A 26,845-nucleotide genomic window follows, 5' to 3' on the forward strand; every position below is an offset into this window, starting at 1 on the left:
TGAATTTCTTTAACTTCCGTTTCATATACGACTCTTTCCCTTTACATTTTTTTCCGTCAATATTTGTATGACCCCGTTCGTACCGAATTCATATCCCATAGAAAATTAAATAATCGCAGCATTAGAATGAACTGCTTTTAAAATAAACAGTATGTAAAGGAAAAACCCGATAAAAGGTATGTTATTAATTGGATCCTTTCATCGGGTTATATAAATACCATAATTATTTTTTTATTTCAATCATTTATAGTTGACCATATCACTTTAGAAAAAAATTAGTAGTTAGTTTTACATAGATTGCTTTTGTTTAGATTTACGAACTAAATTCTTATTTCTAAATAAACTCTTATCTATTATTAATGAAATAATCAACGAAATAATACAAATGAGGAAAAGATTTCCATAGATTTCAATTGATAATGATTTCCCTTCTAGTTTTAAATTGTTCCCACGATACTCAAATCGTTTAATGGCATATTTAGCGGTTTGGATACCTTCTTGCTTTGCCAGATATTCAAATGGGGCTTCATATACATATCTGTTTGCGGATCCGCTATGCATGAATATTAATTCATTTATATTTCCGATATCTTCCCATATTTCTATCTCATTTGAGGCAATCGACTTTGCCTCAGACCCAGCAAGCATCAACCTATCCAAACGAGGTGCATTATTCATTGAATATCTAGCCAACAGGTTGAGTCCATATTTTGTTACGATCGGCTGTTCTGAATTTGAAATGGTAAAAATCTTATCTGAACCAATATTCCCAAAAATATCTATAATGGAAGCGACTTCTCCTATTCCCATATTATTATATAATAAAACCCCTGTTTTATATTTATTCCATTGAAATGCTTGATTCAAGGGAAAAACACTATCCTCAGCGCCAAAATAATAAGGGGTAATTTTGGGGTTATTTACAAAACTGTAATTTGGATAATTCAACAGCTTTGCAACCTTTTGGGATACTGAATTACCTAAATTTTGAGAAATAACGTATAGAGATGCATCAATACCTGAGGACAAACCAGCAGAGGATATTATGTTGCCATCTTTTACATATCTCTGATCTCTTTTCCATTTAGTACTTGGGTAATCTTTTATTCGTTGGCCAATGTTTGACCAGTGAGCAGCAGCCTCTTTTCCATCTAAAAGTCCCGCATCAGCAAGATTTCTAGATCCACTACAAATACTTAAAATGGTATTATTGTTAGTGTAATTTTCTTGAATCCATTTTCTTACAGGTTCGTAACTCTTCTTATCTACAATTCTTATATTAGGTACTACAATGATATCCGGACTATGACCAAGAAGATCTTTTAATTCTCTAAAAGAGTAGTGGGGAACAATGTCCAATCCTCCAGTTAAAGATTTAACTTTGTTATCTGGGGCAACGGCAAATACATTATAAGAATTCGTCATAGCAAAAACTTCATACGGCCCAAGAAAATCAAAGGCCTCTGTCATACGATCCCCCAATAATACTGCAACAGTAGGTTTTTTCGGGTCATACTGTGGCTTTTTAAGTTCTTTAATTAAAGGAATGGGAGTATCTCGATAGGACAAGAGAAAATTAGATTGAGATTTTGTATATCCTATCCACCCGATTCCTCCCACAAAAATAGTAAAAACAGTTAAATATAAAACAATCCGCAATAGTAACTTAATCATTATAATCTCCTTCCAAAATTATTTTACTGATAAATATTTTTTATTATATATTTTTAAAATAAAGAATTAACCGCATATTTTATGATGGCATCCGCAAAATTTTTGATAAAGATCTCATATTATAAGGAAAGAAGTAATGGATGGATTGAAAAAAGGCAACCTAATTTTTTGTGCAGTAATTACAGTCAAATTTGCATATGAATCAAGGCGAAGTGGAAAGCAAAGAGCTATTCTTTTGTTTAGGAATAAAGGGAAAATGGAAAAAACTACGAAAATAACATGGAAACCAAGCTAAATTAATATCGAATAGAACAAGTATTTTAAAGATCTGCCATTAGGCGGATTTTTTTTGTGGAAAATTAGGGGAGCCACGAAAAAACTTGCGGGATGACCCAAAATTCATGCGGTTAAATCCCAAAAATATGCGGTTAGTAAGAATAAAAACACCTTAGAATGAAATCATCTAATACATTAGAGAGAGCTAGTAGATTGAACGGATTTTCATATTTGAATCAAAAAGGAGCTTAATATTATGAAAGATTTTAAGTTGTTTTTACCATATGTGAGACGAGTAAGCAGATTGTATTTAATCGGATTTGTTGGGAGCTTATTTCGGTTTCTGATCCCACTATTTGTGCCATTAATTTTAAAATATATTTTTGATCATCTACTTCAAAATGAAGCATTGTCTCGGGTGGAAAAACTGGAGCAATTAATTTACATTGCCATTGGAATGCTTGTCGTTTTTCTATTCATTCGTACACCAATGGAATATGTAAGGCAATATTGTATTCAAAAGGCAAATAACAACATTATAAAAGAACTTCGTAAAGATGCCTTTAAAAAAGTTTATTCTCTAGATGCAAAATATTTTGTGGAAAACAAAAGCGGAGAAATTGGCACACGCTTTTTTGATGATATTGAAAAAGTTAGAGGGTTTTTAACTGCAATTTTAGGGAATATCTGGATTGAAATGATTGTCCTATTATTTGTTGTGGTGGTTATGCTTACGCTAAATGTAAAATTAACACTACTCTCTGTGGTGTTAGTCGGTTTTCAATTTATTCTGGCTCATTTCCTATCAAAAAAGTTTAAAAAATCGACACATAACATGATGGGATATCGTTCCGTTATGAGCGGTTTTATATTTGAAAAAATCCAAGGTGCCTTTCTATCAAAATTGTTTGCATCCGAAAAGCGCGACAAAGAAGAAATGGATCAACACTTAACACATTTTGATACTTTAACCGATAACCATGTCAAAGTAAATGCTGTGATGTTAGCATCCGTTAACGTTCTCAGTGATATGACCCCGTTCATAGTAGCAATCATTGCGAGTCTTTTTGTATTAGATGGTAGCTTAACGGTAGGTAGCTTAATCGCTTTTTTTGCCTATGTAGATAAGATGAGAAGTCCGGTTGCGGCCTTAGTTAATGCTTACCCTGCCATTACGGAAGGAAGTGTTGCCCTGCAAAGGATTTTTGCATTCTTTCATACACCTTCTACAATTAAAGAAAAAGATAACCCTGTTGAATTAAAGCAATTTAATCATGCTATAGAGTTGAAAAACGTGTCATTTTCTTATGATGGAAAAAAAAGTATCATTAAAAACGTTTCTTTAATCCTTGAAAAAGGGAAATCGTATGCCTTTGTTGGTGAGAGTGGAGGGGGAAAGAGTACAATTCTGCAGCTTTTGCTAAGAATGTATGATGTCTCGAACGGTGAGGTGTTAATAGATGGTGTGAATATCAAGGATTACTCGATGGCAACCCTTAGAGAGCATATGGGAATTGTGACACAGGATAATTTTTTATACAGCACTTCAATTAAGGACAATATTAGAATGGCAAAGCTTGATGCTACGGATGAGGAGATTATTGCTGCTTCCAAAAAAGCTTTTGCACATGATTTTATTACAGCTTTACACAATGGCTACGATACAGAAATTGGAGAAAGAGGGATTAAGCTTTCAGGTGGCCAAAAACAGCGAGTGTCCCTATCCCGTATATTTTTGAAGAATCCATCATTAATTTTTTTAGACGAGGCCACTAGTGCACTTGATAATGAGAGTGAAAAGCTTGTACAAGAGTCTATTAATCAATTTGATCGTGATAAGACAATTATTATGATTGCACACAGACTATCAACGATTATGAATGCTGATACGATATTTGTAATGAAACACGGAACTATAGTAGAAAGTGGAAGTCATGAAAGTCTATTAAAAAGAAATGGTTATTATAAAGAGCTTTATACAAAACAAATTACGTCTAGTGAAGAAAAATTAAAATTGGCCATAGGATTTAATTAAATATGATAAATTACATCAAAAAAATTAGTAGGCAGAATGGGGGAATTAAATTCCTTATTACTTTGGTAAAGGCTTATATGGCTAATAAGTTCAAAGTATAGTCCATAAAGATATGAGCTGACAGGATTGGTTGGGAAAATCGAAAAAATTACTAGAAGAATTAATCTTGATAATTGGATATGGGAAACTGTTGAACGACTGGAAAAAAACAGAAAAAATTCTTTTGTTTATTGCCAGTAGATGAAACAAGAAATATAAAACAATGAGTATTGTTAACTTACACTCCTTTCTACCTCCCCCTTTCATATTGGTGTTGAGTTTGCAGTATTGCAAAAAAGCTTTTTATTCAAAAACAAAATTTATCTATCTAAATGTAATTTATATTGGGGAGGAGGATGATTAAAAATGAATACAAAAAGAATAGCTTATATAAAAATTATAATTGCGATGAGTATAGTCGGTGTATTTGTTGCCCTTAACAAAGTAGCTACGGCGACCATGCCTATATTTTTATTTTCGGAATTGAGACTAGGCATTGCGGCCATTATTCTGACCATTATTCTATTAAAAAATGAAAAAAGGTACCCTATCCCTTCCATAAAGGATGCATTGGTCTTATTTATACAGGCCCTTTTAGGAGTATTTTTGTTTAGTATTTTTCTATTGCTTGGATCCAAATACACAAGTGCAATTGAAAGTGGAATAATATCCAGCTTAACACCTGCTTTAGTTGCAATTGTTTCCATACTCGTATTCAAGGAAAAACTAGGCATACATCAAATGCTAGGGATTGGAATCGCACTGGCTGGTGCGTTATTTATAAACATAGTTGGTTTAACAGGTAATGTATCTTGGACTGTTTACTCTCTGATAGGGAATGCCCTTATATTATTAGCTGTAACAGGTGAGGCATTTTTTGTTACTTTTGGAAAATTAGTATCGAAGGATATCAGTCCACTTGCAGTTAGTACCATCGTCATTACAATTGGAGCAATTCTATCTTTTCCCTTTGCTGTTACAGAGGCCTTCACTTTTGATTTTTCTAGCGTTACAGGAAAAGATGTGTTGCTTGTTATTTACTCAGCAGTGGCTGTATCCGTTGTAGCGGTTCTTCTAATCAATCAATCTGCTAAAGTATTATCAGGTGGTGCTACTGCGGTATTCACTGCGTTCATGCCAGTAAGTGCTATATGTTTCTCATTTTTGATGTTAGGCGAAAAAATCCTTTGGTATCATTTGGTTGGAATTGCATGTGTACTATTTAGCATATTGTTGGTTTCTGTAAAGGATCAAAGAGTTAGCGTAAACTAAGTGTTCTTACAAGAGGAAAGATTTGAATTTTCGTTATATAAAGGAGAAATAGTTATGGAATATGATATGGTGGTAATTGGTGCGGGGCAGTCGGGATTATCGATGGGATATTATCTGAAACAATCCTCTTTATCTTTTATTATTCTGAAAACAACAAAACAGTAGGGGAGGTATGGGCTCTTCCTTGCTTTCAGGAGTCGGAGATGATGCTAGCCATTTATATAGACATATGAAACAGAAAAAACTATCCATCTGTATGGAAGCGTGACTTAAGAATTTGGAACGTTTTCAGTTGTAGATCCAAGAATAAATTTAATTCCACGACATCTAATCATGACATTGCCGAAAATGATATTAGAATAGAGCATCTTCAACCAAATGTATGGGTGTGCATCATATTCCATGTGGCGATCGGGATGATAACTTTACTAGAAAAGAATCATGAACTAATGAGACAAACTTATTTCTCATTCTGTCTAATTATTAGAAAAAAATAGTAGGGAAAGGGATTTTGATAATATGATTGAAAATGTAAGTCATATCACATTTGTTGTAAAAGATTTAAATAAGACTACTCAACTATTTAAAGATTTATTGGGAGCTAATGAAGTTTATTATAGTGGAGAAAAAACACATTCTTTATCAAAAGAACGGTTTTTCATAATTGGTGGACAGTGGATAGCTGTAATGGAAAATAAAGATATTGTTAACAAAACGTATCACCATGTTGCATTTAAAATTAAAGAGGCAGATATAGATACTTATCTAAACAAAATAAAAAAGTTGAACCTAGATATGAAACCACCTAGACCAAGAATAAAAGGTGAGGGATACTCTATATATTTTTATGATTATGATAATAATCTTTTTGAACTACATACAGGTACATTGGATGAAAGATTATCCTTTTATAGGGCAGTGGATAGTGAAAGTTAAATCCTAAAAATTGGAACTCTGATCTATTTCAGTTTTGGTATCATGCTGCGATTGCTATAATGAGTATTTGTTTCTTTGGTAGAGTTAATAGCATCTTAAACCCACTATTTATGGGTGGGATGGTCATTAACATGAGTCAAGTTGATGTGCTTAAAGAACAATTTTCACTATGTCATGTACTTGATTGCTTCAGGGTTATTCGAATTAGGTGCCTTAATCATGCTACCATGTTACGTTTGAAGCAGGCGAATAAAGTAAATGTAAAACAAGTTGGTAAATCATTAAGAAAGATTAAATTATTCAGTAATTTGGTTTATTAAAGATTAGATGGATTGAATGGCTAGATTTGATAAGGAGGTGTAAATTGGGATGGATTCTAACAGTGTGGAGCTAGAATTTGATGAATGTTGTTCTATTGTGGAAAGAAGATTTAGTTACCATTCAGAAAATGTTAAGAACAATTTAACTCATCGTTTAAATAGAATCGCGGGACAGATTAGAGGTATTCAAGGTCTGATTGAGAAAAATACTTACTGCGATGATATCATAACACAGATATCTGCTTCTCAGGCAGCGTTAAACAGTGTTGCAAAAATACTATTAGAAGGCCACTTGAAAGACTGTGTAATTGAGAGAGTTCAAGAAGGCGATTACGAAGTTTTGGATGAATTAATAATAACAATACAAAAATTAATGAAAAAATAAGGGGGGAAAATATTTGAAGAAAATAGAATTAGATGTCAACGGTATGTCATGTGGTCATTGTGTAAAAGCGATTGAAGGAAGAGTGGGAGCCCTATCAGGAGTTAAGGACGTTGTAGTTGATATTGCAAATGGAAATGTTTCGGTTGAATTTAATTCCGACGTTGTTTCATTGCATAAAATTAAAGAAACAATTGAAAATCAAGGATATTATATTGGATAGATTAATATAAAACGTGCCTTATTATTTGGGCACGTTTTTATTATTATGTCCAAGCTAGATAAAGTAGCGCAAGATAAATGCGGTATTATGCATCAAAATTGCGGTTTCAAATATTCTGCGAATAGTAGAATATCTCTATAAACAACTATTAATTAAAAAACAATGTTAAATTTCATTGATTTATGTTTCTCCATTACTAGGGAAGGAATAAAATTATGAGTTTGAAGGAAGCAAATCTACAAGTAATTGGAATGACTTGCGCAGCCTGTGCCAACAGAATTGAAAAAGGGTTAAGGAAACTGGACGGAGTTACAGAAGCAACAGTCAATCTTACACTCGAACATTCTTTAATTAAATATGATCCAGAAATAACAAACATAGGAGTCTTGGAAAAGAGAATTAGAGAATTAGGTTATGATGTAGTAACTGAAACAGCAGAATTCATCATCACAGGAATGACCTGTGCGGCATGTTCGGCAAGAATTGAAAAGGGATTATACAAGATTGATGGTGTTTCAAATGCAAGTGTTAACCTGGCTTTGGAATCGGCAACCGTACACTTTAATCCGTCTATGGTAAGTGTAAGTGAGCTGATTCAGCAGATTCAAAAGCTTGGATATGGTGCACAGATTAAAGATGAAAATAAGGAAAAAATAGATCCTCGCGAAAAAGAGCTTATGCAACAAAAGGGGAAATTCCTTTTCTCTATGCTACTATCACTTCCCATGGCTCTCGTGATGTTCGCTGATATGGCAGACATGCAATATTTCTTAAATGTACAGGAGTTCTTCATGAATCCATGGGTGCAACTCGTGCTATCTGCTCCTGTTCAGTTTATCATTGGCATGCAATTTTATGTAGGAGCCTTGAAGGCCCTAAGAAATCGAAGTGCCAACATGGATGTACTGGTCGCACTCGGCACCTCTGCTGCGTTTTTCTACAGCTTATATGCCACCATAGATTCTTATGGTAAGGGAGCAAGCATGCTCGAGGTTTATTTTGAAACAAGTGCGATTTTAATTACATTAATTATATTAGGGAAGATTTTTGAAACGAGTGCTAAAGGGCGAACATCTGAAGCGATTAAAAAACTGATGGAATTACAATCAAAGAATGCAATTGTTGAGAGGAATGGAAAGGAGATTGAGATTCCACTTGATGAGGTGGTTGTCGGAGATATCCTTTATATCAAGCCTGGTGAGAAAGTGCCTGTTGACGGTGAAATCATTGAGGGAAGAACAGCTTTAGATGAATCAATGTTAACCGGTGAAAGTGTTCCGGTGGATAAGACAATAGGTGACATGGTAATAGGGGCTACCATAAACAAAAATGGATTCATCAAAGTACGTGCAACAAAGGTTGGAAAAGACACGGTGCTTGCTCAAATTATCAAAATTGTCGAAGCAGCACAGGGATCTAAGGCTCCAATTCAGCGTTTAGCAGATCAAATTTCATCGATATTCGTACCGATAGTTGTAGGAATTTCAGTTCTCACATTCCTGATTTGGTATTTGTGGGTAACACCTGGCGATTTTTCAGGATCACTCGAGAAATTAATTGCAGTACTTGTTATCGCTTGCCCATGCTCATTGGGATTGGCGACACCCACTTCGATTATGGCGGGGTCTGGGCGTGCGGCAGAATTCGGTATTTTGTTTAAAGGCGGCGAACACCTTGAAATGACTAACCGTCTTACAACAATAGTTTTGGATAAAACAGGTACAATCACAAATGGCACTCCTGTCTTAACGGATGTCATCGTAGAAGGAAATATAACCGAGGACGATTTTTTAAAGCTTATCGGCTCTGCAGAAAAACTATCGGAGCACCCATTAGCACAAGCGATCTATAAAGGGATAAAAGAGAAAGGGATATCTTTACAAGATCTATCTGAATTTGAAGCGATACCTGGATTTGGTATCAAGGCTGTAGTAAATGAAAGAAAAATTTTGATTGGAACTCGACGACTTCTAACACAATATAGTGTTTCATTTGAAAAGGAAACAGCGAAAATGGAGTGGCTTGAACGCAATGGTAAAACGGCAATGCTTGTGGCGATCGATGGTGTATATGCTGGAATCATTGCTGTTGCAGACACCATTAAGGACTCTTCTAAAAAAGCAGTGGAACGACTGAAAAACATGGGTTTAGAAGTCATTATGATCACAGGTGACAATCAAAATGTAGCACATACGATTGCACAACAGGTGGGAATTGAACACGTCCTTGCAGAAGTGCTTCCGGAAGGGAAAGCTGCACAAATTAAGCAACTTCAGGAACAAGGGAAAATCGTTGCAATGGTGGGGGACGGAATTAATGATGCGCCTGCATTGGCTGTTGCCACTATTGGTATGGCAATCGGTACAGGGACAGATGTGGCAATGGAAGCAGCAGATATTACTTTGATTCGAGGAGACCTACATGGTATTGCGGATGCTATTTATATGAGTAAGAAGACCATTCAAAACATCAAACAAAATCTTTTCTGGGCATTTGCCTACAATACTGTTGGTGTTCCTGTTGCAGCATTTGGGCTTCTTGCACCATGGCTCGCTGGTGCAGCTATGGCATTCAGTTCAGTATCCGTTGTTTTAAATTCGCTCAGACTTCAAAATGTAGAGTTGGATATCATTCATTCTACAAACATAAAAAGAGGAAATAAACTTAAAAAATTTGTATTACCTGCTGTCTTGTATTCAATCGTTTTATTTGGTGGCTTTTATATTTTTAACAACGTAGTTGAAGATAATAAAGCTCAAAAACAACTGGCCGCTACTCAAACTAAAGAAACAGCTATTCAGAATAAAAGTCAAGATGAAAGTATGAATAACCATGAAAACAATGAAAATGGCTCAAGCAGTTCAGGTAATAAAAAGAGTGAAGTTATACCAAAACTCGAATACAAGGACAAATTACTATCCATCCAATTAAATGACCTAAATAGTAGTCCTGTGATTGAGTTGGAAGTGAGTCATGAAAAGTTACTTCATTTAATTGTTGTAGATGAGAAGCTTGATAAATATTATCACCTACATCCTAAAACAAAGGGTGATGGGAAATTCGAGCTTAATACTTCTATCCCTGAAGGCTCATATAAAGCTTTTATAGACATTAAACTGATAGATCTCAACTATGAAGTGGAGCCTGTTAAGTTTACGGTGGGTAAAAGTAAGAACAAGGAACAGGAAAATAAGTTAACACTTGATACAGAACTAACTAAAAAAATAAAGGGACACACGATAACATTAAATCCAGTGACATTTGAAGCAGGCAAACATATCACACTTGATTTTGACCTTCCGAATGTTGAAATTGAACCTTATCTAGGTGCCCTAGGCCATGTCGTGATACTAGATGAAAAAGCTAGGAAATACATCCATGTCCATCCACATGAGGTCGATACAGTATTTGAAACCGAGTTCGATACCCCTGGTGTATATAAACTGTGGGCGGAATTTAAAATTAATGGTGAAGTGAACGTATTCCCATATGTATTTGAAGTGAAATAAACGAATAAAGCGTCGAAGACGATGGACAAAGGAGTGAAAATATATGAGAAGATGGGCAATTGCAGGAATGCTTTATATGACAATAGTTATCTTTTGTTTTCAGTTTTATAATGAGCGGATTGCAAAGGATGATACTTCGGTGGCTCAGGCTGAAGGGCAAGATAAGCAGGGTATGAAAGGCATGGAAAACATGGAAGAAACCAATACTGAGGATCATGGTTCCGAGGAATCAGTATCTGGCGAACATGGCGAGGAAGAAGGAGAAAGTGATCATTCTCATGGAAGTGATTCTACACACGAGGAAGGTAGCCAGGTAAATGCATTCGTAGTAAATGATAAAGAAAACATTAAGATTTTCTTAAAAGATAAAGCTGGTAATCCAGTAGACGAATTAAAAGTAAATCATGAAAAGATTCTACATCTGATAATGGTCGATGAACAGTTGCAAAAATACTACCATGTACATCCTGAAAGAACAGGCAAGGGTGAGTTTACGATAAGTAATAATCTTCCTGACGGTTTTTATAAAGCCTATGTAGACATTAAACCGAAAAATTTAGCTTACGAAGTAGAAGCAATACCATTTGTCGTGGGCAATCCTGATTCGTCAACGCATGGCCATCCGCTGGAAATAGATACCGATTTTACAAAGAGTGTAGATGGGGAAACGGTAAAGCTTAACATTAGTTCTTTTAGGGCGAACATTCCAGTACAGCTCTCCTTCGAATTGGATGAAACAAATCTAACTCCTTATTTAGGAGCAATGGGACATGTTGTTATTCTTGATGAATATGGCAAAAAGTTTCTTCATGTTCATCCAACAAATGATGATGAGCCGGTATTTGAAACAACGTTTGAAAAGCCAGGTGTCTACAAAATTTGGGCTGAATTTAAACAAAATGGAAAGGTAAGAGCATTCCCGTTTGTTATTGAAGTAAAAGAATAAAATATTGACATCTAAAAGATTAGAAACTCAAAAATGTAAGCTCCCTGTCTTTGGAGTAGGTTCTGAATGTATAGACCGTTTCCAACTATTTGTAACTTTGGGAACATCACACGGTGAACTAATTGGGAAATTAAAGAAAGATAAAATCATACCTCGATAAAATATCCTACGATGTTTGGGGAGGAAAGGTTGGAATGACATTATAGAGAATGGGTAAGGAGATTACTATGTTACAGATGAAAAGTTATTTAAAAGCCTACCATCCAATCGTCCATTTATTATTATTGGGTACTATATTCATTAGCTTAACAAGCTCAATGAGTGTAATATACTTGCCAATTTATTTGATGAATTCAGCAAAACTTGATCCTATTACTCTTGGATTTATAGTTGGCGCAGGTGCATTGACAGCTACAATCGGTGGGTTTTTAGGGGGAACGCTTTCAGATTTTTTTGGTAGAAATCGTTTAATGCGAGGCACCTTAATCGTGTTAGGTTTTATATTTATAGGATTCATATTTACCAGTAACACAATATTTTTATTTATATTAAATTCTCTTCGAGGGCTATTCTCAACTTTTTTCTTGGCAATTTCCAAAGCACTTATAGCGGATCTAACACCAAAAGAAAAAAGGTTTAGAGTGTTTTCCGACCGTTATATGGCTTGGAACATAGGATATTCTGTCGGTCCAATTATTGGGACAGTATTAGGAGTAGCAGGAAATAAGATAGCTTTTATCCTTACAGCAGTAATATATTTGAGCTATTTTCTTCTAATGAGTGTTCTAACTAGATTCATCACAAAAAGTGAACAAAATGAAAAAATATCTGAAAAAATAACATTTTCACAGGCTTGGATTGTATTTAGAAATGATAAGGTACTACTTTTATTTATTATAGGAAGTACTTTATTTACAGCAGTACATGCTGAGATGTCCGTTACCTTTTCACAATATCTAAAAATGAACTTCACTGATGGTGTTAAATTTTTTGGATACCTAATGAGTATAAATGGAATTACGGTTATTTTGACTCAAGTATTTATTTCTAGGTGGTCGGAAAGGTTTGGAATTTTATATCGAATAGCACTAGGTGGGGTGTTATTTGCAATAGGGGAAGTAGGTTTTGCATTTTCAAATAGTTGGATGGGATTAATCATTTCAATGATTATTTTCACTTTCGGAGAAATTTTAATTATTCCTTCCGAATATGCTCAAATAGATGAGATTACACCATATGGCATGAGGGGCATGTATTATGGTGCACAAGGTTTCAGTGAAATTGGTAATTTTATTGGGCCGTGGTTTGGAGGAATATTATTACATTCTTTTGGCGGGAAGATTATGTTTCTTACATTTTCAATGTTTTCATTATTAAGTATTGCTTTTTATTTCTGGGGACGTAAACTTCACCTGAGTAAACAGACGTTTTTAAATAAAAGCAGTACAATTAAGTCTTCATAAATAAAAGATTTATCTATAAATTTATTATAGTAAGTATTATTCCAATGGTAACCATTAAACAATACTAAACCAAAACGCTTGTGATATAGAACTATATAAAAAGAATAAGCCTGGAGGTTTCGTTTCGAGCTTGGATATCATTCTTTATGATGATGGTCTAGCTAGTATTGATATGGCAATTGTTCAAGAAAATTTTCGAGGGTCAGGGCTAGGGTAGGAATTGATTTCTCATTGTTTAAACAATATTCAAATAGTTTATCCATTATATTAATTGACACTGTCCGAGGAAAGCTATTATATGGAAAATTTGGGTTTAAAGTAGTAAGTAGTGTGTATAAGTACATAGGTAAATCAGTATCAAAAATCACACATAAAGAATATGAACAAGTAAAACCTCGTAATCTATCATTGGGGAGATGTTGACTTGGGAGGGATGCGAGTTTGGAGACATTTTTCGGATAAAGTAAATATTTCAAAATTACACCTATAATTAAGGGCAAGGAAATGTAAGGTATATGAAATTTAGAAAAAATGAAAGGTTTCGTGAAATTATACTTGTATTTCTTTAAGACATTTATATTATAATGAGCCACATCCGTAACGGGATAATGGATAAGCATGGAGGAGCCGTATGCTATGACCCGCACGTACGGATTTGTGAGAGGTGCATGAAACCCTTCATGAGCCTAATCTATTACTGGCTAATAGTGGGTTCAACCTATTACAAGTCTGGAATTATGTTGAGTTGGAACGAATTAAGGATACCTCTCCTAGATTCAAATATATATGTCAAATAGAATCAAGGATAGAGTAGGAATTTCTCTCTTTTTTATTCATCTATATAAATATTTGCAGAATTTGTTATATTTTATTCTTAAACCAATGGAATAATAATTGGGTTGTGTGAGAAAAAAAGACCACTTGCCACCATCTTGCTAACACATTTGCTAACATACTTATTTTTCTGAGCTTAACTTATTTAACTGATTTGATTTTGAACCCCTAAAATTCCAGACTCAGCAGCACTAAATAGACTTATTTAACTCAGTTTAACTCAATTGATTTTGATGATTAAGATTGACAGGGTGGGGGTCGGGGTTCAAGTCCCTCACAGGTCATCAAATTAAAAAGGCTCAAATCCTTGTTTGTCAGGGATTTGGGCCTTTTTTGTTTTGCATATTTAATGATGATTGAGCGGGTTGATAACATTTAGTTAATGGCTTTTGAGCCTATTATTCATTGGGGGTAGCGTGTTTATCTTTATCAAGTATTCACAGAACTAGAATTTTTGTTACTTCCAGAACCTTGACTCCAAGGCGTTCCAAGGAAAGGAAGTGCCCAGCGATCTAGTCCGTACCATCCAGCATTTTTCCATGCTAGGACAAGCCATGTAGCAAGTATAAACAAAATTGGATTTGTGCTTAGAGTTCCAGCAAATAGGAAGCTAACATTCATTAGTCCCCCGAAAAATGCTGCGAGACCTGTCAATAATCCGAGAATAAGTCCTAATCCAACAAGCAACTCACCATAAGCTACCATAAAGGCAAATATCTTGGCATTAGGAAGCACAAATGTTTCTAAAAACTGGGCATACCAGCCGCCGACGTCTGTTCCTGCTTCAGCTTTTGCCAAAGCCCCGTTGATAAATCCTTGTAAAGCTCCACCAGCATTTTCCCCTGTCCACGCATCAGCAGTAATTTTCCCCCAACCTGCCTTAAGCCAAGAGTAACCGACATATAAGCGAACAATAAGCCAAATCAATGCCGCCTTTGTACTAGAAAATAAAAATCGTGATACAGGATTTTCGGGAATTGTAATGAATTTCTCGTTTGCCATGGGCGATAACCTCCTTTGTAAAATTCGGAATATTATTATAATTATTATAGGTTTAAATAAGTCAATATTCAACGGATATAGGAATATAACTACTTGAACCTAACGTTATAAGTGTTTAGTATTTTCATCAATTAAAGCAGAATTCAAGTAATAGAATTACATTTTTTCCAAAAAGATTTATCAAAATTTCATTTTGTGTACCTTTTTTGATAAAATATACTAAAAGTAACATTCAACAACCAAGATTATTACTTATTTTAGATATATAGAAATGAACAAGAATCGCAGTTTTATTTCCAGTTCTATTAATAAATGATTATAGGGGATTACGATGGAATACGAAAAACTTAACAAGGTTATCGAGGCAGCAAAACTTTACTATCTTCTTGATTACACTCAAAGTGATATTGCTAAAAAACTAGGAATTTCAAGACCAACTGTGTCACGATTGCTGCAGATAGCAAAAAGTGAAGGTATTGTTCAAATTAAAGTTAAGGATCATTCTGAAAATAGCGAAATATTGTCAAGTGAACTTGAACAAAAATTCAATTTAAAAAAAGCCATTGTTGTCCCAATACCCCAATATGAAGACCATGTCATTAAGAACTATCTTGGGGAAAAAACAGCACGATATCTTGAAGAAATTGTCAAGGATGGTGATGTTATAGGGGTTACTTGGGGAACAACGATATACAATGTAGCCGTTGAATTAAGGGAAAAGGCTTTGAAAGATGTAAAAGTGGTGCAATTAAAGGGTGGCGTCAGCCATTCTGAAAAACATACATATGCATCTGAAATTCTTTATTTATTTGGAAGGGCATTTAACACAACACCAACACATCTCCCACTTCCAGCCATTGTAGATCATATTGTTGTGAAACAAGCAATGGAGGCTGATCGCCATATTAAAAAAGTGCTTGAGGTTGGCAAACAATCGAGTATTGCCGTTTTTACATGTGGACCAGTAGAACAAAATTCATTGCTTTTCCAATTAGGCTACTTTACGGATGAGGAGCTGAAGATGATTTATTCAAAAGCTGTCGGGGACATATGTTCACGATTCTTTGATGAAAATGGAGACGTATGTATTGATAGTTTAAATGAACGAACGCTGGGTCTTCCTTTATCTAGCTTTAAGGAGAAAGAATACTCTATTTTGGTCGCTGGAGGACCCAAAAAAATAAATGCTATTCATGGAGCTTTAAAAGGCAAATATGCTAATGTTTTGGTGACTGACGAATATACGGCACAGTTCCTGTTGGATTTAGAAAAATAGTACTATAAATATTAATACGAAAAGGGCTAACAGACCATTTTAGAAATGGCGTTAGCCCTTTTTATGTATAAAAATTGAAAAAGGAATGGACTATTAGACTTAAAAAAATGAATTTTTTAAAAAAAGAGAATTATAGAACTTTACATTTGTTCAAATTTATTTTTACATATGTAAAAAATTCATGGTATAGTGGATTTATAAAGAAAACGCTTTAACGGCTGCATGCATGTAAATGTCTCAATGTTTAATAGAATCTTTCCACATATAGGAGGAAATCAGATGAGAATGGTAGATGTTATCGCAAAAAAAAGGGACGGACAAGAACTAACTAAAACGGAAATTCAATTTGTGATTGATGGATATACAAAAGATGATATTCCTGACTACCAAATGTCTGCATTTTCCATGGCGGTCTTCTTTCAAGGGATGACAAAGGAAGAACGAGTATATTTGACAGAAGCCATGGTCAAATCTGGAGAACAAATTGACTTAAGCGCAATTGAGGGAATCAAAGTTGATAAGCATAGTACTGGCGGTGTAGGCGATACAACTACGCTCGTTTTAGGACCATTAGTTGCCTCAGTAGGGGCTCCTGTTGCAAAAATGTCTGGTAGAGGTCTGGGACATACTGGAGGTACCATTGATAAATTAGAATCCGTAAAAGGATTTCACGTTGAAATTACGAACGATGAATTTATTCATTTAATGAATACGAATAAAATAGCGGTTATCGGTCAGAGTGAAAATCTGACTCCTGCAGATAAGAAATTATATGCACTTCGTGACGTAACCTCAACTGTTGATTCTGTACCATTAATCGCCAGTTCGATTATGAGTAAAAAAATTGCAGCCGGTGCTGATGCGATTGTCTTGGATGTTAAAACAGGCAGTGGCGCATTTATGAAAAGCCTAGAAGATGCGAAAGAATTAGCTCAAGCAATGGTTGAAATTGGAAATGGCGTGGGACGTAAAACGAAGGCAATTATTTCTGATATGAGTCAGCCGCTAGGGTACGCAGTTGGTAATGCTTTAGAGGTAAAAGAGGCCATTGATACATTAAGTGGCCATGGACCAAAGGATTTACACGAATTATGTTTAACTCTTGGTAGCCATATGGTTGTTCTCGCAAATAAAGCTTCTAATATGGAACAAGCTCGTGAAATGTTAGAAGAATCCATTCGAAATGGTAAAGCACTTGAAAGCTTTAAGACATTTTTACAAGCTCAAGGTGGAGACGCTTCAGTTGTAGATGACCCTTCTAAATTGCCTACTGCTCAGTACATGATAGAAGTTCCTGCAACTGAATCCGGTTATGTGGCTGAGATTACAGCAGAAATGATTGGAGTCGCAGCAATGATGTTAGGTGCCGGAAGACTAACGAAAGAATCTGAAATTGATTTGGCAGTCGGCATTGTTCTTCATAAAAAAGTTGGGGATTTTGTGAATGAAGGAGAATCTATTGTCACAATCCACAGCAATAACGAGAATGTATCAGATGTAATTGACAAAATCCGTGCGGCCTATAAATTTTCAAGTGAAAACATTTCTGCACCAATACTTATATACACAGAAATTCAATAGATTGAAAGGAAGAATACAAATGACACAAAACTTAGCAAAATTTATCGATCATACAATGTTGAAGGCGGAGGCAACGAAGGAGCAAATCCTAACATTAGTAGAAGAAGCAAAAGAATACAACTTTGCCTCCGTATGTGTTAACCCAACATGGGTTAAATTAGCAGCGTCTGAATTAAAAAATACGTCTGTTGATGTTTGTACAGTAATCGGATTTCCACTTGGTGCAACGACATCAGAAGTCAAAGCCTTTGAAACGAAAAATGCGATTGAAAATGGAGCAACTGAGGTTGATATGGTTATCAATATCGGTGCTTTAAAAGATAAAGACTATGCACTTGTAGAAGAAGATATCAAAGCTGTTGTTAATGAAGCAAAAGGAAAAGCTCTTACAAAAGTAATCATTGAAACATCATTATTAACAAATGAAGAGAAGGTTAAAGCTTGTGAATTAGCCGTTTCTGCAGGCGCAGATTTCGTTAAAACATCAACTGGATTCTCAACTGGTGGAGCAACGGTAGAAGACATTGCGCTGATGAGAAAAACAGTAGGACCTGATATTGGTGTGAAGGCATCAGGTGGAGTAAGAAGCCTAGCAGATACCGAAGCTATGATTAAGGCTGGAGCAACTCGAATTGGTGCAAGTTCAGGTAAAGAAATCATTAATGGTCAGGTATCGAATTCTTCTTACTAATTTTTAAACTGCTTCTCTTGAGGTTGGTTCAAAGCGCGCCTCAAGAGAAGAGCTTATACAAACAGGAAATTCAGAAGAACGGAGATTGAAAAATGGAAATTAAGAAGTTAATTGATGAAGCTGTGGAAGCAAGGAATAAAGCCTATACACCTTATTCAAAATTCAAAGTTGGTGCAGCTGTTCTAACTAAGAATAATCATGTATTCCAAGGCTGCAATATCGAAAATGCTTCCTATGGGTTAACGAATTGTGCTGAAAGAACAGCCATTTTTAAAGCTGTATCTGAAGGTGAAAATGCGTTTGAAGCAATTGCAATTGTAGGAGAAACAGATGGCCCTATATCACCTTGCGGTGCTTGTCGCCAGGTTATTGCAGAGTTCTGTGATGAAAACACGAAAATTATCTTAGCAAATCTAAAAGGGGAATATGTAGAAACTACTATTACAGAGTTGCTACCAGGATTTTTTTCATCTAAAGATTTAAAGAAATGATTATTTATGTTTTTGTTGAAAGCGAATACAACCAAGAATTTATAACATGTTGGAGGAAATTATGAATTACGTTATTTCAATTATAGGATTGTTAGTCGTATTTGGCCTAGCTTTTATTGCGAGCAGTAACCGTAAAAATATAAAATACAAGCCGATATTAATCATGATCATTGTTCAAATTGCTTTTGCTGCATTACTATTAAACACGAAATTTGGCTTAATTGTTATTACAGGTATTTCAAACGTCTTTTCAAAATTACTAGAATATGCTGCAAGTGGAATTGATTTTGTTTTTGGTGGTATGGCAAACGAAGGACAAGCACCATTCTTTTTAACGGTTCTTCTCCCAATCGTATTTATCTCAGTGTTAATTGGGATTTTTCAACATTTCAAAATACTCCCGTTTTTTATGAAAGCAATCGGTCTTCTTTTAAGCAAAATTAACGGGATGGGCAAATTAGAATCATATAACGCAGTAGCATCTGCCATGATCGGACAATCAGAAGTATTTATTACTGTTAAAAAACAAATTGGTCAGTTACCTCCTAATCGTTTGTACACACTATGTGCTTCCGCTATGTCGACAGTTTCTATGTCTATCGTCGGAGCATATATGACAATGATCGAACCTAAATATGTTGTAGCAGCACTTGTTATTAACTTATTTGGTGGATTCATTATTACTTCGATTATCAATCCATATACGGTAGATGAAAAAGAAGATATCTTAGTTGTTCAAGAAGAGGAAAAACAATCTTTCTTTGAAATGCTAGGGGAATATATTCTAGATGGATTCAAAGTTGCGATTATCGTTGGTGCGATGTTAATTGGTTTTGTTGCATTAATGGCAGGAATCAATAACTTATTTGAACTTGTTTTCCAGATTTCATTCCAGGAAATATTAGGATACATCTTTGCGCCATTTGCATTTATCATGGGTGTTCCGTTATCGGAAGTTGTACAAGCCGGCGGTGTTATGGCAACGAAACTTGTAACGAATGAGTTTGTGGCGATGTTAGATTTAGTGGAAATCCAAGAAAACTTTAGCCAACGTACTTTAGGAATAATTTCAGTATTCTTAGTATCCTTTGCAAACTTTTCATCGATTGGAATTATCGCTGGAGCAGTGAAAGGACTAAACGAAAAACAAGGAAATGTAGTGGCAAAGTTTGGCTTAAAACTACTATATGGTGCAACATTAGTTAGTGTATTATCATCAGTAATCGTAAGTTTTGTATTATAATTGATACCGAAAAAGCACTTTCCATCTGAAAGGAGGGAAAATGCTTTTTCGCATTTTTACTCGGGAGGTGTGACTGTTGTGGGAATTTTTTCACAACAAGTTATATGAATTACGTAGGTATGTTTCTATCAGGCGCGGTACTTTTTTTGAACAGTCTTACCCTATTAGGCAGAGCCAGTCAAAAAAGTGTTGCATTTCTAAATATCATCGTTGGAGCGTTACAGATAATATTTCCAATCTATTTAATTGTTACTTCCAATCAGACCAATTGGGATTTTTACAATAATGCAGCGATCTTCCTATTTGGATTAACCTTCTTATATGTAGGAGCAACAACATTAATGAATCTCGAAGGAAATGGGCTCGGTTGGTTCTCATTATGGGTTGCCATAGTTGCCATGGTTTATACGGCAACTTCCTTTATTCACTTTCACGACATTGTCACAGGATTAAATTGGGCAATGTGGGCATTTTTATGGGTTCTATTCTTTATCATTAACACGACAAATAAGAAAATTCACTCCTATGTAGGAATTGTAGCAATGATTCAATCATGGGTTACACTTACAATTCCAGCTATTCTCTTTTTCCTAGGTATTTCGAATATACCATTTGTGAATAGTGTGATGATTTGTGTACTCATCCTCTCTATCTTATATTTTGTCTTTAGTATAGTGAAACAGAGAATTTCATCCAAAAGCGAAATGTCACTATCCAACGATAGTAGAGTTGCTTCGTAAAAGGGGCAAGCTATATTTGTACAATAGTGGGTTGGGCTTTTACTTTATAAAAGGGTTTCTGCTGAATAGCGGGAGCCCTTCTATTTATTGTGAGCTATTTTGTCTTATGAATTTTAAATAGCACTTCCAGCTATAGGCATTTTTTACCTAAAGTAAGAATATAGTAGATTAAACTACTAATGGGGTGTTATGAAAATGTCCTTTATAGATGGGAAATATATTGAAGTTGATTCAGGAGTCGAACTTTTTGTACAGGATGTAGGGGAAGGCGAGCCATTAGTGTTCATTCCAGGATTCACTTTTACAACAGAGGTATTTTCGAAACAGGTTGAATTTTTTTCGAAAACAAATAGGGTGATTGTTATAGATCCTAGGAGCCACGGTCGTTCGACCAAGTCACTCCATGGAAATGACTATGTTACCCACGGAACTGACCTTGCAGCTATCCTACAGGCATTAGATGTGAAAAATCCAACTCTATTGGGATGGTCCTTTGGTTGTTTAACCGTTTGGGAGTATTTGAAGCAAAATGGTGCAGAACAGATTAAATCTATTATTCTGGTAGATATGCCACCAAAATCTCTGTCCATTAAAGAGAATGATTGGGTTGAAGGAGCTCTTGATGATATTGCAGCCATCTATAATAGTTTTTTACGAAATTCAAAAGGGCAAAGAGAGTTCATAACAAGTTATATTACTCAGGTAATGATACAGAGAGAACTCGCTGAGGAAGAGTTAGCTTGGCTTGTGGAGCAATCGTTAAAAACACCTTATTATATTGCAGGTAACTTATTCGCTTCAGGAATGTTCTCTGATTATCGAGAGACGGCAAAAATAGCTAGTCAAACAGTCCCATCGTTAACGGTTGTCGCGGAACACTGGGCAGAAGTTGCAGGTAATTATCTTAAGCAATTAACACCAGAATCTAAAGTAGAGGTTTTGGGTGGGCATATGATGTTTTGGGAACACAGTGAAAAATTCAATGAGATCGTATCAAATTTTTTAAATAAAATTGAATGATGTCACTGGCTCTGATTTGCATCTTTAAGTCGAGGAATTGAGAAATGACCATCCCATTACCCAGTCTAATTATCACACAAAAGGTCCATTCTAGAATTTTCTAGAGTGGACCTTTTTGTTTCTAAGAAATCATGACTTCGTATCGGCTTCAATGTATTCCACAATTTTTTCGCAAATTTCATGTGTAATTAGTGAATCATTTATTGACGGCACGGGGATGCGATTATTCTGAACGCAATCGATAAAATGATCTAATAGCTGATAGAAGCCACGTTTATATAGGGTTGGCTCCCAGTCACCGAATTTTGAAATACTGATTTCTTTATTATGATAGTGAGTTGTTTCGACAAGACTGTTCACGACGAATTTATCCTGTCCCGTCATGTATTCGATGATTTCTTCAGTGACACCACCATTTCTGTTCATGATCCCGATAGCGGTACATCCTTCTCCAATAAGGGTGAGGACTACATGGTCAAGAAGTTCCCTATTTTTAAGATATTCAATCTTGATATCCTTGACTTCAGTGTCCATCAAAAATCTAAGTGTATCGACAACATGGATAAAATCCTCAACAACAAATCTTCTTACAAAGTCTGGAGCAGAAAATCGATTTTTCTGCATGAGAATTAAGTTAGCTTTTCCCTTTTCTTTCAGTTCTTTCACTTTTGGAATGAATCTTCTATTAAAACCTACCATGGCGATCTTGCCGTTCTCTTTTGCGAGATTAACAATTTTTTCGGTTTCATGAAAGTTCATTGATATCGGTTTGTCTATGTAAGTGTGGATGCCATTTCTTAGTAATGTTTCCGCTATTTCAAAATGGGCCTCTGTAGCAGTGCTCACAATAGCTGCATCGATTCCAATCTCTATTAATTCCTCAACAGATTGAACTTTTTCATTAACTCTGTATTTTTTTGAAAGGCTGTTTAAGGTATCTACATTTCTTGTACAAAAAACAAGTTTCATGCCTTCTTTTTCCGAAAGGACAGGTAGATAGGCCTTTTTTGCAATATCACCTAATCCGATAATTCCAAGTTTCATTTTTATCACTCCGTTATGGGGTCAAATTATTTAGTATTCCAGTAGTTGACTCAATAATATCCAATTATTGTTTTGTGTACCAGCACAAATTAGAAGCTTAATTAGCATATTAACTTTTTTCACAGTATAACAAGTGCATCATATATAGTAACTAGTAAATGTGCTTAAGAGTGAACAAAATAATAAGTTTCAATACTAACCATCCATTGCTTGTCTAAAATAGGCATCATTTCTAGAGGAATAGCCGTTTCTTAACAGGATAAATTGAATAAATTATGATAGATGAATTAGAAGGAGGTGTTATTATGAGTTCTAATAATTGCCGAAGAGATGAATCTCCTCAAACAGTTAATGTATACAAAATCTATCAAACAAGTCCAAAAAAAGAAAGTAATGCTAATGACGTTCTTGCAGCAAACCAACAACTACTTACTGCAATGTTAAATAGACGTCAACAGAGCTCGTTCGATCCAGGTCAAATCCTTAATGATGTTCTAAATTCAACATTAGCTTCCTTACGTGCTAAAAGTTGTGTCGTAGATAGCCTTGCTAGATCATTCAATTTATAAATATTGATCATAAACGGTAGATGATACTGCATCATTTATCAGTATTTTTTCGGGAGAGCCAATTATCCTATAATAACACCAATTTTTTCAGTCGAAAACCACACTACCTAAGGTTGGTGTGGTTTTCATATATTTTCATGTTTTCAAAAACGAAAAATATAATTTGAATATTTAGAAATTATTATTTGACAGTGGAATAAAATAGACTTATATATTATTAGAATGATATTGCCTAGGACTTATTCTTTCTTGATCCAAATTTATGTGAAAAGTGAGGTCATGAGATGTATAAACTGTATTGCCGTCTCTATCAATGGGTTCTGCGATTAGGTACTTTTATTCTTCCATGGAGAAAACCTGAGTTGTTATCTGGCGAAAATAGTTTGCTGAAATTGCCAAAATTGATTCGAAACCTCAAAATTGAAAGCGTTTTAATTGTGACTGATAAAGGAATTACCTCAATAAAATTGATGGATCCTTTTTTACAAGGCTTACAAGACGAGAATATAAAATTCTTTATCTATGACAAAACGGTTCCTAATCCAACGATAGATAACATTGAGGAAGCTTTTCGAATGTATAAGGAGAATCAATGCCAAGGGATTGTTGCTTTTGGCGGAGGTTCACCAATGGACTGTGCAAAAGGTGTTGGTGCAAGGGTGGCTAAGCCTAGAAAAAGCATTCCACAGATGAAGGGTCTATTTAAAGTCATGAAAAAGTTGCCTCCGTTATTTATGATTCCTACCACAGCGGGAACCGGAAGTGAAGCAACTCTTGCTGCAGTAGTTTCTAATAGCGAAACGCATGAGAAGTATGCGCTTATGGATATATCGCTGATACCACATTATGCGGTCTTGGATCCATTACTTACTGTGAATCTTCCGCCACATATTACGGCAGCTACCGGAATTGATGCGCTGACACATGCAGTGGAAGCTTATATCGGTAAAAGTAATACAAGGGAAACGAGAGAATGTAGTAAAGACGCTGTTAAATTGATATTCGAAAATCTTTTTGAGGCGTATTCGAATGGCACCGATCTAACTGCTCGAAAAAATATGCAAACAGCTGCCTATTTAGCAGGAATTGCTTTTACCCGGGCTTACGTTGGAAACGTTCATGCAATTGCCCACACATTAGGAGGTTTCTATTCGGTGCCACACGGATTGGCTAATGCCATCGTTTTACCGTATGTACTTGACTATTATGGAGATTCTATACATAAACCACTTGCAGAGCTTGCTGATTTAATAGGAATTAGTGAATCTGGTAATAATGAAGAAAAGAAGGCAAAAAAGTTTATCGAAGCCATTAAACAGTTGAACCAAGATATGAAAATACCTACAAAAGTGAATGGGATTGAGGACAGGGATATTCCAGTGATGGTTGAACGTGCCCTAAAAGAAGCAAATCCACTTTATCCAGTACCGAAAATTCTAACAAAACATGAAATGTTTGAACTTTATCAGTTAATTAAGGAGTAAATATTGAATTACATTATATAAATTGATATATTATAATTCATAAATACGTATTCAATGATGTGATCAAGTAAATAAGAATTGTGAATCAGAAAATATAGCCTTGGCTGAAAGCTATATCACCTCTTCTTATTGAACCCTACCACGGAGATGTTAGCCAAACTAACCGAGTCGTTTCGTTACAAACGTTAGAGGACTTTAATCTTTTTATTAAAGTCGAACTAAGGTGGTACCACGTCTATTAAGCATAAAGACGTCCTTTATTAGGACTCTTTATGCTTTTTTATTTTATTTTATTTTTTCAGGAGGAAAAAGACAATGTCTCAAAACACAAACGATTTTTCAAAATGGTATATTGATACCATTCAAAAGGCGGATTTAATGGATTACACGCCTGTACGTGGATGTATTGCATTCAAGCCAGATGGTTACGAATTATGGGAGCATATTCAAACAGAAATGGATAAGCGCTTTAAAGAAACGGGCCACCGTAATGCCTATTTCCCAATGTTAATTCCAGAATCATTTTTCCAAAAGGAAAAGGACCATATCGAAGGATTCTCACCAGAACTTCCTTGGGTAACAGAAGCGGCAGGAGAACAGTTAGAAGAACGTTTAGCGTTACGTCCGACTTCAGAAACAATGATTGGACATTTGTATTCTAACTGGATTAAAAGCTATCGCGACCTTCCAGTTTTAATTAATCAATGGGCCAACGTATTCCGTTGGGAAAAGAAAACTCTTCCATTCATCCGTACGTCTGAGTTCCTATGGCAGGAAGGTCATACGGCTCATGTGGATGAAGAAGATGCTCGTAAAGAAACGATGCAAATGTTGAATATTTATAAGGAAGTTGTAGAAGGATTGTTGGCGATTCCAGTTTATGATGGAGAAAAAACACCATCAGAACGTTTTGCTGGTGCTGTTGATACATTCTCGATTGAAGCGATGATGAAGGATGGAAAAGCTGTCCAAGCTGGTACTTCTCACTACTTAGGAACAAAATTTGCAGAAGCATTTGATATTAAATACTTAAATAAAGAAAATAAACATACGTATGTGCATACAACTTCATGGGGTACTTCTACACGTCTAATCGGTTCAGTGATCATGGTGCACGGCGATGAGCAAGGTCTAGTTTTACCACCAAAGATCGCCCCAACTCAAGTTGTGTTGATCCCAGTTGGACCTTGGAAAAAGAACCCTGCGATCATTGAGAAATTAGATGAAATCTTTGCAGCGTTAAAGGCAAAAGGAATTCGCGTTCGTCTTGATGATTCTGACCAATCACCAGGATTCAAATTCAACGAATGGGAATTAAAAGGGGTACCTGTCCGTATTGAACTTGGACCACGTGATTTAGAAAATAATCAGGCTCAAATGAAAGCGCGTGATGAAGGAGACAAAGTTTCCGTTGCTCTAGAATCTGTAGTGGAAAGCATTGAGAAAGAGCTTGAAACAATGCAAACTCGTCTTTTCGAAAAAGCAAAAGCGTTCCGTGCAGAGCATTCACATACACATATCGATTCATTGGAACAATTAGAACAACATTTAGCAGCGTCCGAACAGAATGACACAATTCCTGGTTGGATTTTAGCTGGTTGGTGTGGAGACGATGCTTGTGAAGAAAATGTAAAAGAACAAACGAAATTCACAACACGCAATATTCCATTTAACCCACCAACAACGAAGCATACTTGCATCAACTGTGGTAAGGAAGCTAAACATACAGTTTGGTTTGCGCGTGCTTACTAATAGGAATATTTGAAATAACCGGTGAGGGTTATCCTCATAGATC

At 35.4% G+C, this 26,845-nt stretch carries 20 protein-coding genes, 2 pseudogenes and 1 other annotated feature; of the genes and pseudogenes, 19 read left to right on the plus strand and 3 right to left on the minus strand.

Annotated features, from left to right (window positions below):
* Positions 1 to 288 precede the first annotated feature (288 nt).
* A complete protein-coding gene (locus FA727_RS01910) occupies positions 289 to 1,674 on the minus strand; it encodes a DJ-1/PfpI family protein (RefSeq protein ID WP_194138496.1) in 1,386 nt (461 codons plus the stop codon).
* A gap of 532 nt (positions 1,675 to 2,206) precedes the next feature.
* Here FA727_RS01910 and FA727_RS01915 point away from each other — a divergent pair.
* The 9 genes and pseudogenes from FA727_RS01915 to FA727_RS01950 all read left to right on the plus strand — a co-directional run bounded on the left by FA727_RS01915 (position 2,207) and on the right by FA727_RS01950 (position 13,075).
* Positions 2,207 to 3,985 carry an ABC transporter ATP-binding protein gene (locus FA727_RS01915; RefSeq protein ID WP_136829041.1) on the plus strand — a complete coding sequence of 593 codons (1,779 nt, stop codon included), beginning with the start codon at positions 2,207 to 2,209 and terminating at the stop codon, positions 3,983 to 3,985.
* 405 nt (positions 3,986 to 4,390) lie between these two features.
* Positions 4,391 to 5,296, plus strand: coding sequence for a DMT family transporter (locus tag FA727_RS01920; RefSeq protein ID WP_136829042.1), 906 nt, complete (start codon positions 4,391 to 4,393; stop codon positions 5,294 to 5,296).
* 519 nt (positions 5,297 to 5,815) lie between these two features.
* Entirely contained in the window at positions 5,816 to 6,232 is a 417-nt protein-coding gene (gene fosX / locus FA727_RS01925; protein WP_136829043.1) for a FosX/FosE/FosI family fosfomycin resistance hydrolase, read from the plus strand.
* 369 nt (positions 6,233 to 6,601) lie between these two features.
* On the plus strand, positions 6,602 to 6,937 hold the full coding sequence (locus FA727_RS01930; RefSeq protein ID WP_136829044.1) for a metal-sensitive transcriptional regulator: 336 nt from the start codon (positions 6,602 to 6,604) through the stop codon (positions 6,935 to 6,937).
* A gap of 13 nt (positions 6,938 to 6,950) precedes the next feature.
* Positions 6,951 to 7,157, plus strand: a complete 207-nt coding sequence (gene copZ, locus FA727_RS01935; protein ID WP_136829045.1) for a copper chaperone CopZ — start codon at positions 6,951 to 6,953, stop codon at positions 7,155 to 7,157.
* 215 nt (positions 7,158 to 7,372) lie between these two features.
* Positions 7,373 to 9,781, plus strand: a pseudogene (locus tag FA727_RS01940) (heavy metal translocating P-type ATPase); the annotation flags it as partial.
* Between the two features lie 303 nt (positions 9,782 to 10,084).
* Positions 10,085 to 10,666: pseudogene (locus FA727_RS25470) on the plus strand (DUF8832 domain-containing protein); the annotation flags it as partial.
* A gap of 43 nt (positions 10,667 to 10,709) precedes the next feature.
* Entirely contained in the window at positions 10,710 to 11,612 is a 903-nt protein-coding gene (locus FA727_RS01945) for a DUF8832 domain-containing protein (RefSeq protein ID WP_136829047.1), read from the plus strand.
* Positions 11,613 to 11,839: 227 nt separating this feature from the next.
* A complete protein-coding gene (locus FA727_RS01950) occupies positions 11,840 to 13,075 on the plus strand; it encodes an MDR family MFS transporter (RefSeq protein WP_136829048.1) in 1,236 nt (411 codons plus the stop codon).
* 1,263 nt (positions 13,076 to 14,338) lie between these two features.
* On the opposite strand, the gene FA727_RS01960 is transcribed toward FA727_RS01950, so the two are convergent.
* A complete protein-coding gene (locus tag FA727_RS01960) occupies positions 14,339 to 14,911 on the minus strand; it encodes a DoxX family membrane protein (RefSeq protein ID WP_136829049.1) in 573 nt (190 codons plus the stop codon).
* 331 nt (positions 14,912 to 15,242) lie between these two features.
* Between FA727_RS01960 and deoR the strand changes: the two genes are divergently transcribed.
* From deoR to FA727_RS01995, 7 genes are all read left to right on the plus strand, one after another.
* Positions 15,243 to 16,187 carry a DNA-binding transcriptional repressor DeoR gene (deoR, locus tag FA727_RS01965; RefSeq protein ID WP_136829050.1) on the plus strand — a complete coding sequence of 315 codons (945 nt, stop codon included), beginning with the start codon at positions 15,243 to 15,245 and terminating at the stop codon, positions 16,185 to 16,187.
* 279 nt (positions 16,188 to 16,466) lie between these two features.
* Positions 16,467 to 17,768 carry a pyrimidine-nucleoside phosphorylase gene (locus tag FA727_RS01970; RefSeq protein ID WP_136829051.1) on the plus strand — a complete coding sequence of 434 codons (1,302 nt, stop codon included), beginning with the start codon at positions 16,467 to 16,469 and terminating at the stop codon, positions 17,766 to 17,768.
* A 19-nt stretch (positions 17,769 to 17,787) separates the two neighbouring features.
* Positions 17,788 to 18,459 carry a deoxyribose-phosphate aldolase gene (gene deoC / locus FA727_RS01975; protein WP_136829052.1) on the plus strand — a complete coding sequence of 224 codons (672 nt, stop codon included), beginning with the start codon at positions 17,788 to 17,790 and terminating at the stop codon, positions 18,457 to 18,459.
* A 92-nt stretch (positions 18,460 to 18,551) separates the two neighbouring features.
* On the plus strand, positions 18,552 to 18,950 hold the full coding sequence (locus FA727_RS01980; protein WP_136829053.1) for a cytidine deaminase: 399 nt from the start codon (positions 18,552 to 18,554) through the stop codon (positions 18,948 to 18,950).
* 61 nt (positions 18,951 to 19,011) lie between these two features.
* Positions 19,012 to 20,193, plus strand: a complete 1,182-nt coding sequence (locus FA727_RS01985; protein ID WP_136829054.1) for a NupC/NupG family nucleoside CNT transporter — start codon at positions 19,012 to 19,014, stop codon at positions 20,191 to 20,193.
* Positions 20,194 to 20,297: 104 nt separating this feature from the next.
* Positions 20,298 to 20,933, plus strand: a complete 636-nt coding sequence (locus FA727_RS01990) for an AmiS/UreI family transporter (protein WP_136829055.1) — start codon at positions 20,298 to 20,300, stop codon at positions 20,931 to 20,933.
* Positions 20,934 to 21,128: 195 nt separating this feature from the next.
* Entirely contained in the window at positions 21,129 to 21,953 is an 825-nt protein-coding gene (locus FA727_RS01995; RefSeq protein WP_136829056.1) for an alpha/beta fold hydrolase, read from the plus strand.
* A 129-nt stretch (positions 21,954 to 22,082) separates the two neighbouring features.
* On the opposite strand, the gene FA727_RS02000 is transcribed toward FA727_RS01995, so the two are convergent.
* A complete protein-coding gene (locus tag FA727_RS02000; protein ID WP_136829057.1) occupies positions 22,083 to 22,997 on the minus strand; it encodes a Gfo/Idh/MocA family protein in 915 nt (304 codons plus the stop codon).
* A 305-nt stretch (positions 22,998 to 23,302) separates the two neighbouring features.
* Between FA727_RS02000 and FA727_RS02005 the strand changes: the two genes are divergently transcribed.
* The 3 genes from FA727_RS02005 to proS all read left to right on the plus strand — a co-directional run bounded on the left by FA727_RS02005 (position 23,303) and on the right by proS (position 26,802).
* Positions 23,303 to 23,566, plus strand: a complete 264-nt coding sequence (locus FA727_RS02005; protein ID WP_136829058.1) for a hypothetical protein — start codon at positions 23,303 to 23,305, stop codon at positions 23,564 to 23,566.
* 284 nt (positions 23,567 to 23,850) lie between these two features.
* Positions 23,851 to 25,050: an iron-containing alcohol dehydrogenase gene (locus FA727_RS02010; protein ID WP_136829059.1), complete on the plus strand. Its 1,200-nt coding sequence runs from the start codon at positions 23,851 to 23,853 to the stop codon at positions 25,048 to 25,050.
* 45 nt (positions 25,051 to 25,095) lie between these two features.
* Positions 25,096 to 25,311 (plus strand) — a binding site (T-box leader).
* 54 nt (positions 25,312 to 25,365) lie between these two features.
* Positions 25,366 to 26,802, plus strand: a complete 1,437-nt coding sequence (proS, locus tag FA727_RS02015; protein WP_136829060.1) for a proline--tRNA ligase — start codon at positions 25,366 to 25,368, stop codon at positions 26,800 to 26,802.
* The last annotated feature ends 43 nt before the right edge of the window (positions 26,803 to 26,845 follow it).

Origin of the sequence: Robertmurraya kyonggiensis (assembly GCF_005116465.1) — a bacterium.
Classification (GTDB): Bacteria; Bacillota; Bacilli; order Bacillales; family Cytobacillaceae; genus Robertmurraya; species Robertmurraya kyonggiensis.

Coding starts and splice junctions, on each gene's coding strand:
- FA727_RS01910 (WP_194138496.1), bottom strand. CDS start 1,674: ATGATTAAGTTACTATTGCGGATTGTTTTATATTTAACTGTTTTTACT.
- FA727_RS01915 (WP_136829041.1), top strand. CDS start 2,207: ATGAAAGATTTTAAGTTGTTTTTACCATATGTGAGACGAGTAAGCAGA.
- FA727_RS01920 (WP_136829042.1), top strand. CDS start 4,391: ATGAATACAAAAAGAATAGCTTATATAAAAATTATAATTGCGATGAGT.
- fosX (WP_136829043.1), top strand. CDS start 5,816: ATGATTGAAAATGTAAGTCATATCACATTTGTTGTAAAAGATTTAAAT.
- FA727_RS01930 (WP_136829044.1), top strand. CDS start 6,602: ATGGATTCTAACAGTGTGGAGCTAGAATTTGATGAATGTTGTTCTATT.
- FA727_RS01945 (WP_136829047.1), top strand. CDS start 10,710: ATGAGAAGATGGGCAATTGCAGGAATGCTTTATATGACAATAGTTATC.
- FA727_RS01950 (WP_136829048.1), top strand. CDS start 11,840: ATGTTACAGATGAAAAGTTATTTAAAAGCCTACCATCCAATCGTCCAT.
- FA727_RS01960 (WP_136829049.1), bottom strand. CDS start 14,911: ATGGCAAACGAGAAATTCATTACAATTCCCGAAAATCCTGTATCACGA.
- deoR (WP_136829050.1), top strand. CDS start 15,243: ATGGAATACGAAAAACTTAACAAGGTTATCGAGGCAGCAAAACTTTAC.
- FA727_RS01970 (WP_136829051.1), top strand. CDS start 16,467: ATGAGAATGGTAGATGTTATCGCAAAAAAAAGGGACGGACAAGAACTA.
- deoC (WP_136829052.1), top strand. CDS start 17,788: ATGACACAAAACTTAGCAAAATTTATCGATCATACAATGTTGAAGGCG.
- FA727_RS01980 (WP_136829053.1), top strand. CDS start 18,552: ATGGAAATTAAGAAGTTAATTGATGAAGCTGTGGAAGCAAGGAATAAA.
- FA727_RS01985 (WP_136829054.1), top strand. CDS start 19,012: ATGAATTACGTTATTTCAATTATAGGATTGTTAGTCGTATTTGGCCTA.
- FA727_RS01990 (WP_136829055.1), top strand. CDS start 20,298: ATGAATTACGTAGGTATGTTTCTATCAGGCGCGGTACTTTTTTTGAAC.
- FA727_RS01995 (WP_136829056.1), top strand. CDS start 21,129: ATGTCCTTTATAGATGGGAAATATATTGAAGTTGATTCAGGAGTCGAA.
- FA727_RS02000 (WP_136829057.1), bottom strand. CDS start 22,997: ATGAAACTTGGAATTATCGGATTAGGTGATATTGCAAAAAAGGCCTAT.
- FA727_RS02005 (WP_136829058.1), top strand. CDS start 23,303: ATGAGTTCTAATAATTGCCGAAGAGATGAATCTCCTCAAACAGTTAAT.
- FA727_RS02010 (WP_136829059.1), top strand. CDS start 23,851: ATGTATAAACTGTATTGCCGTCTCTATCAATGGGTTCTGCGATTAGGT.
- proS (WP_136829060.1), top strand. CDS start 25,366: ATGTCTCAAAACACAAACGATTTTTCAAAATGGTATATTGATACCATT.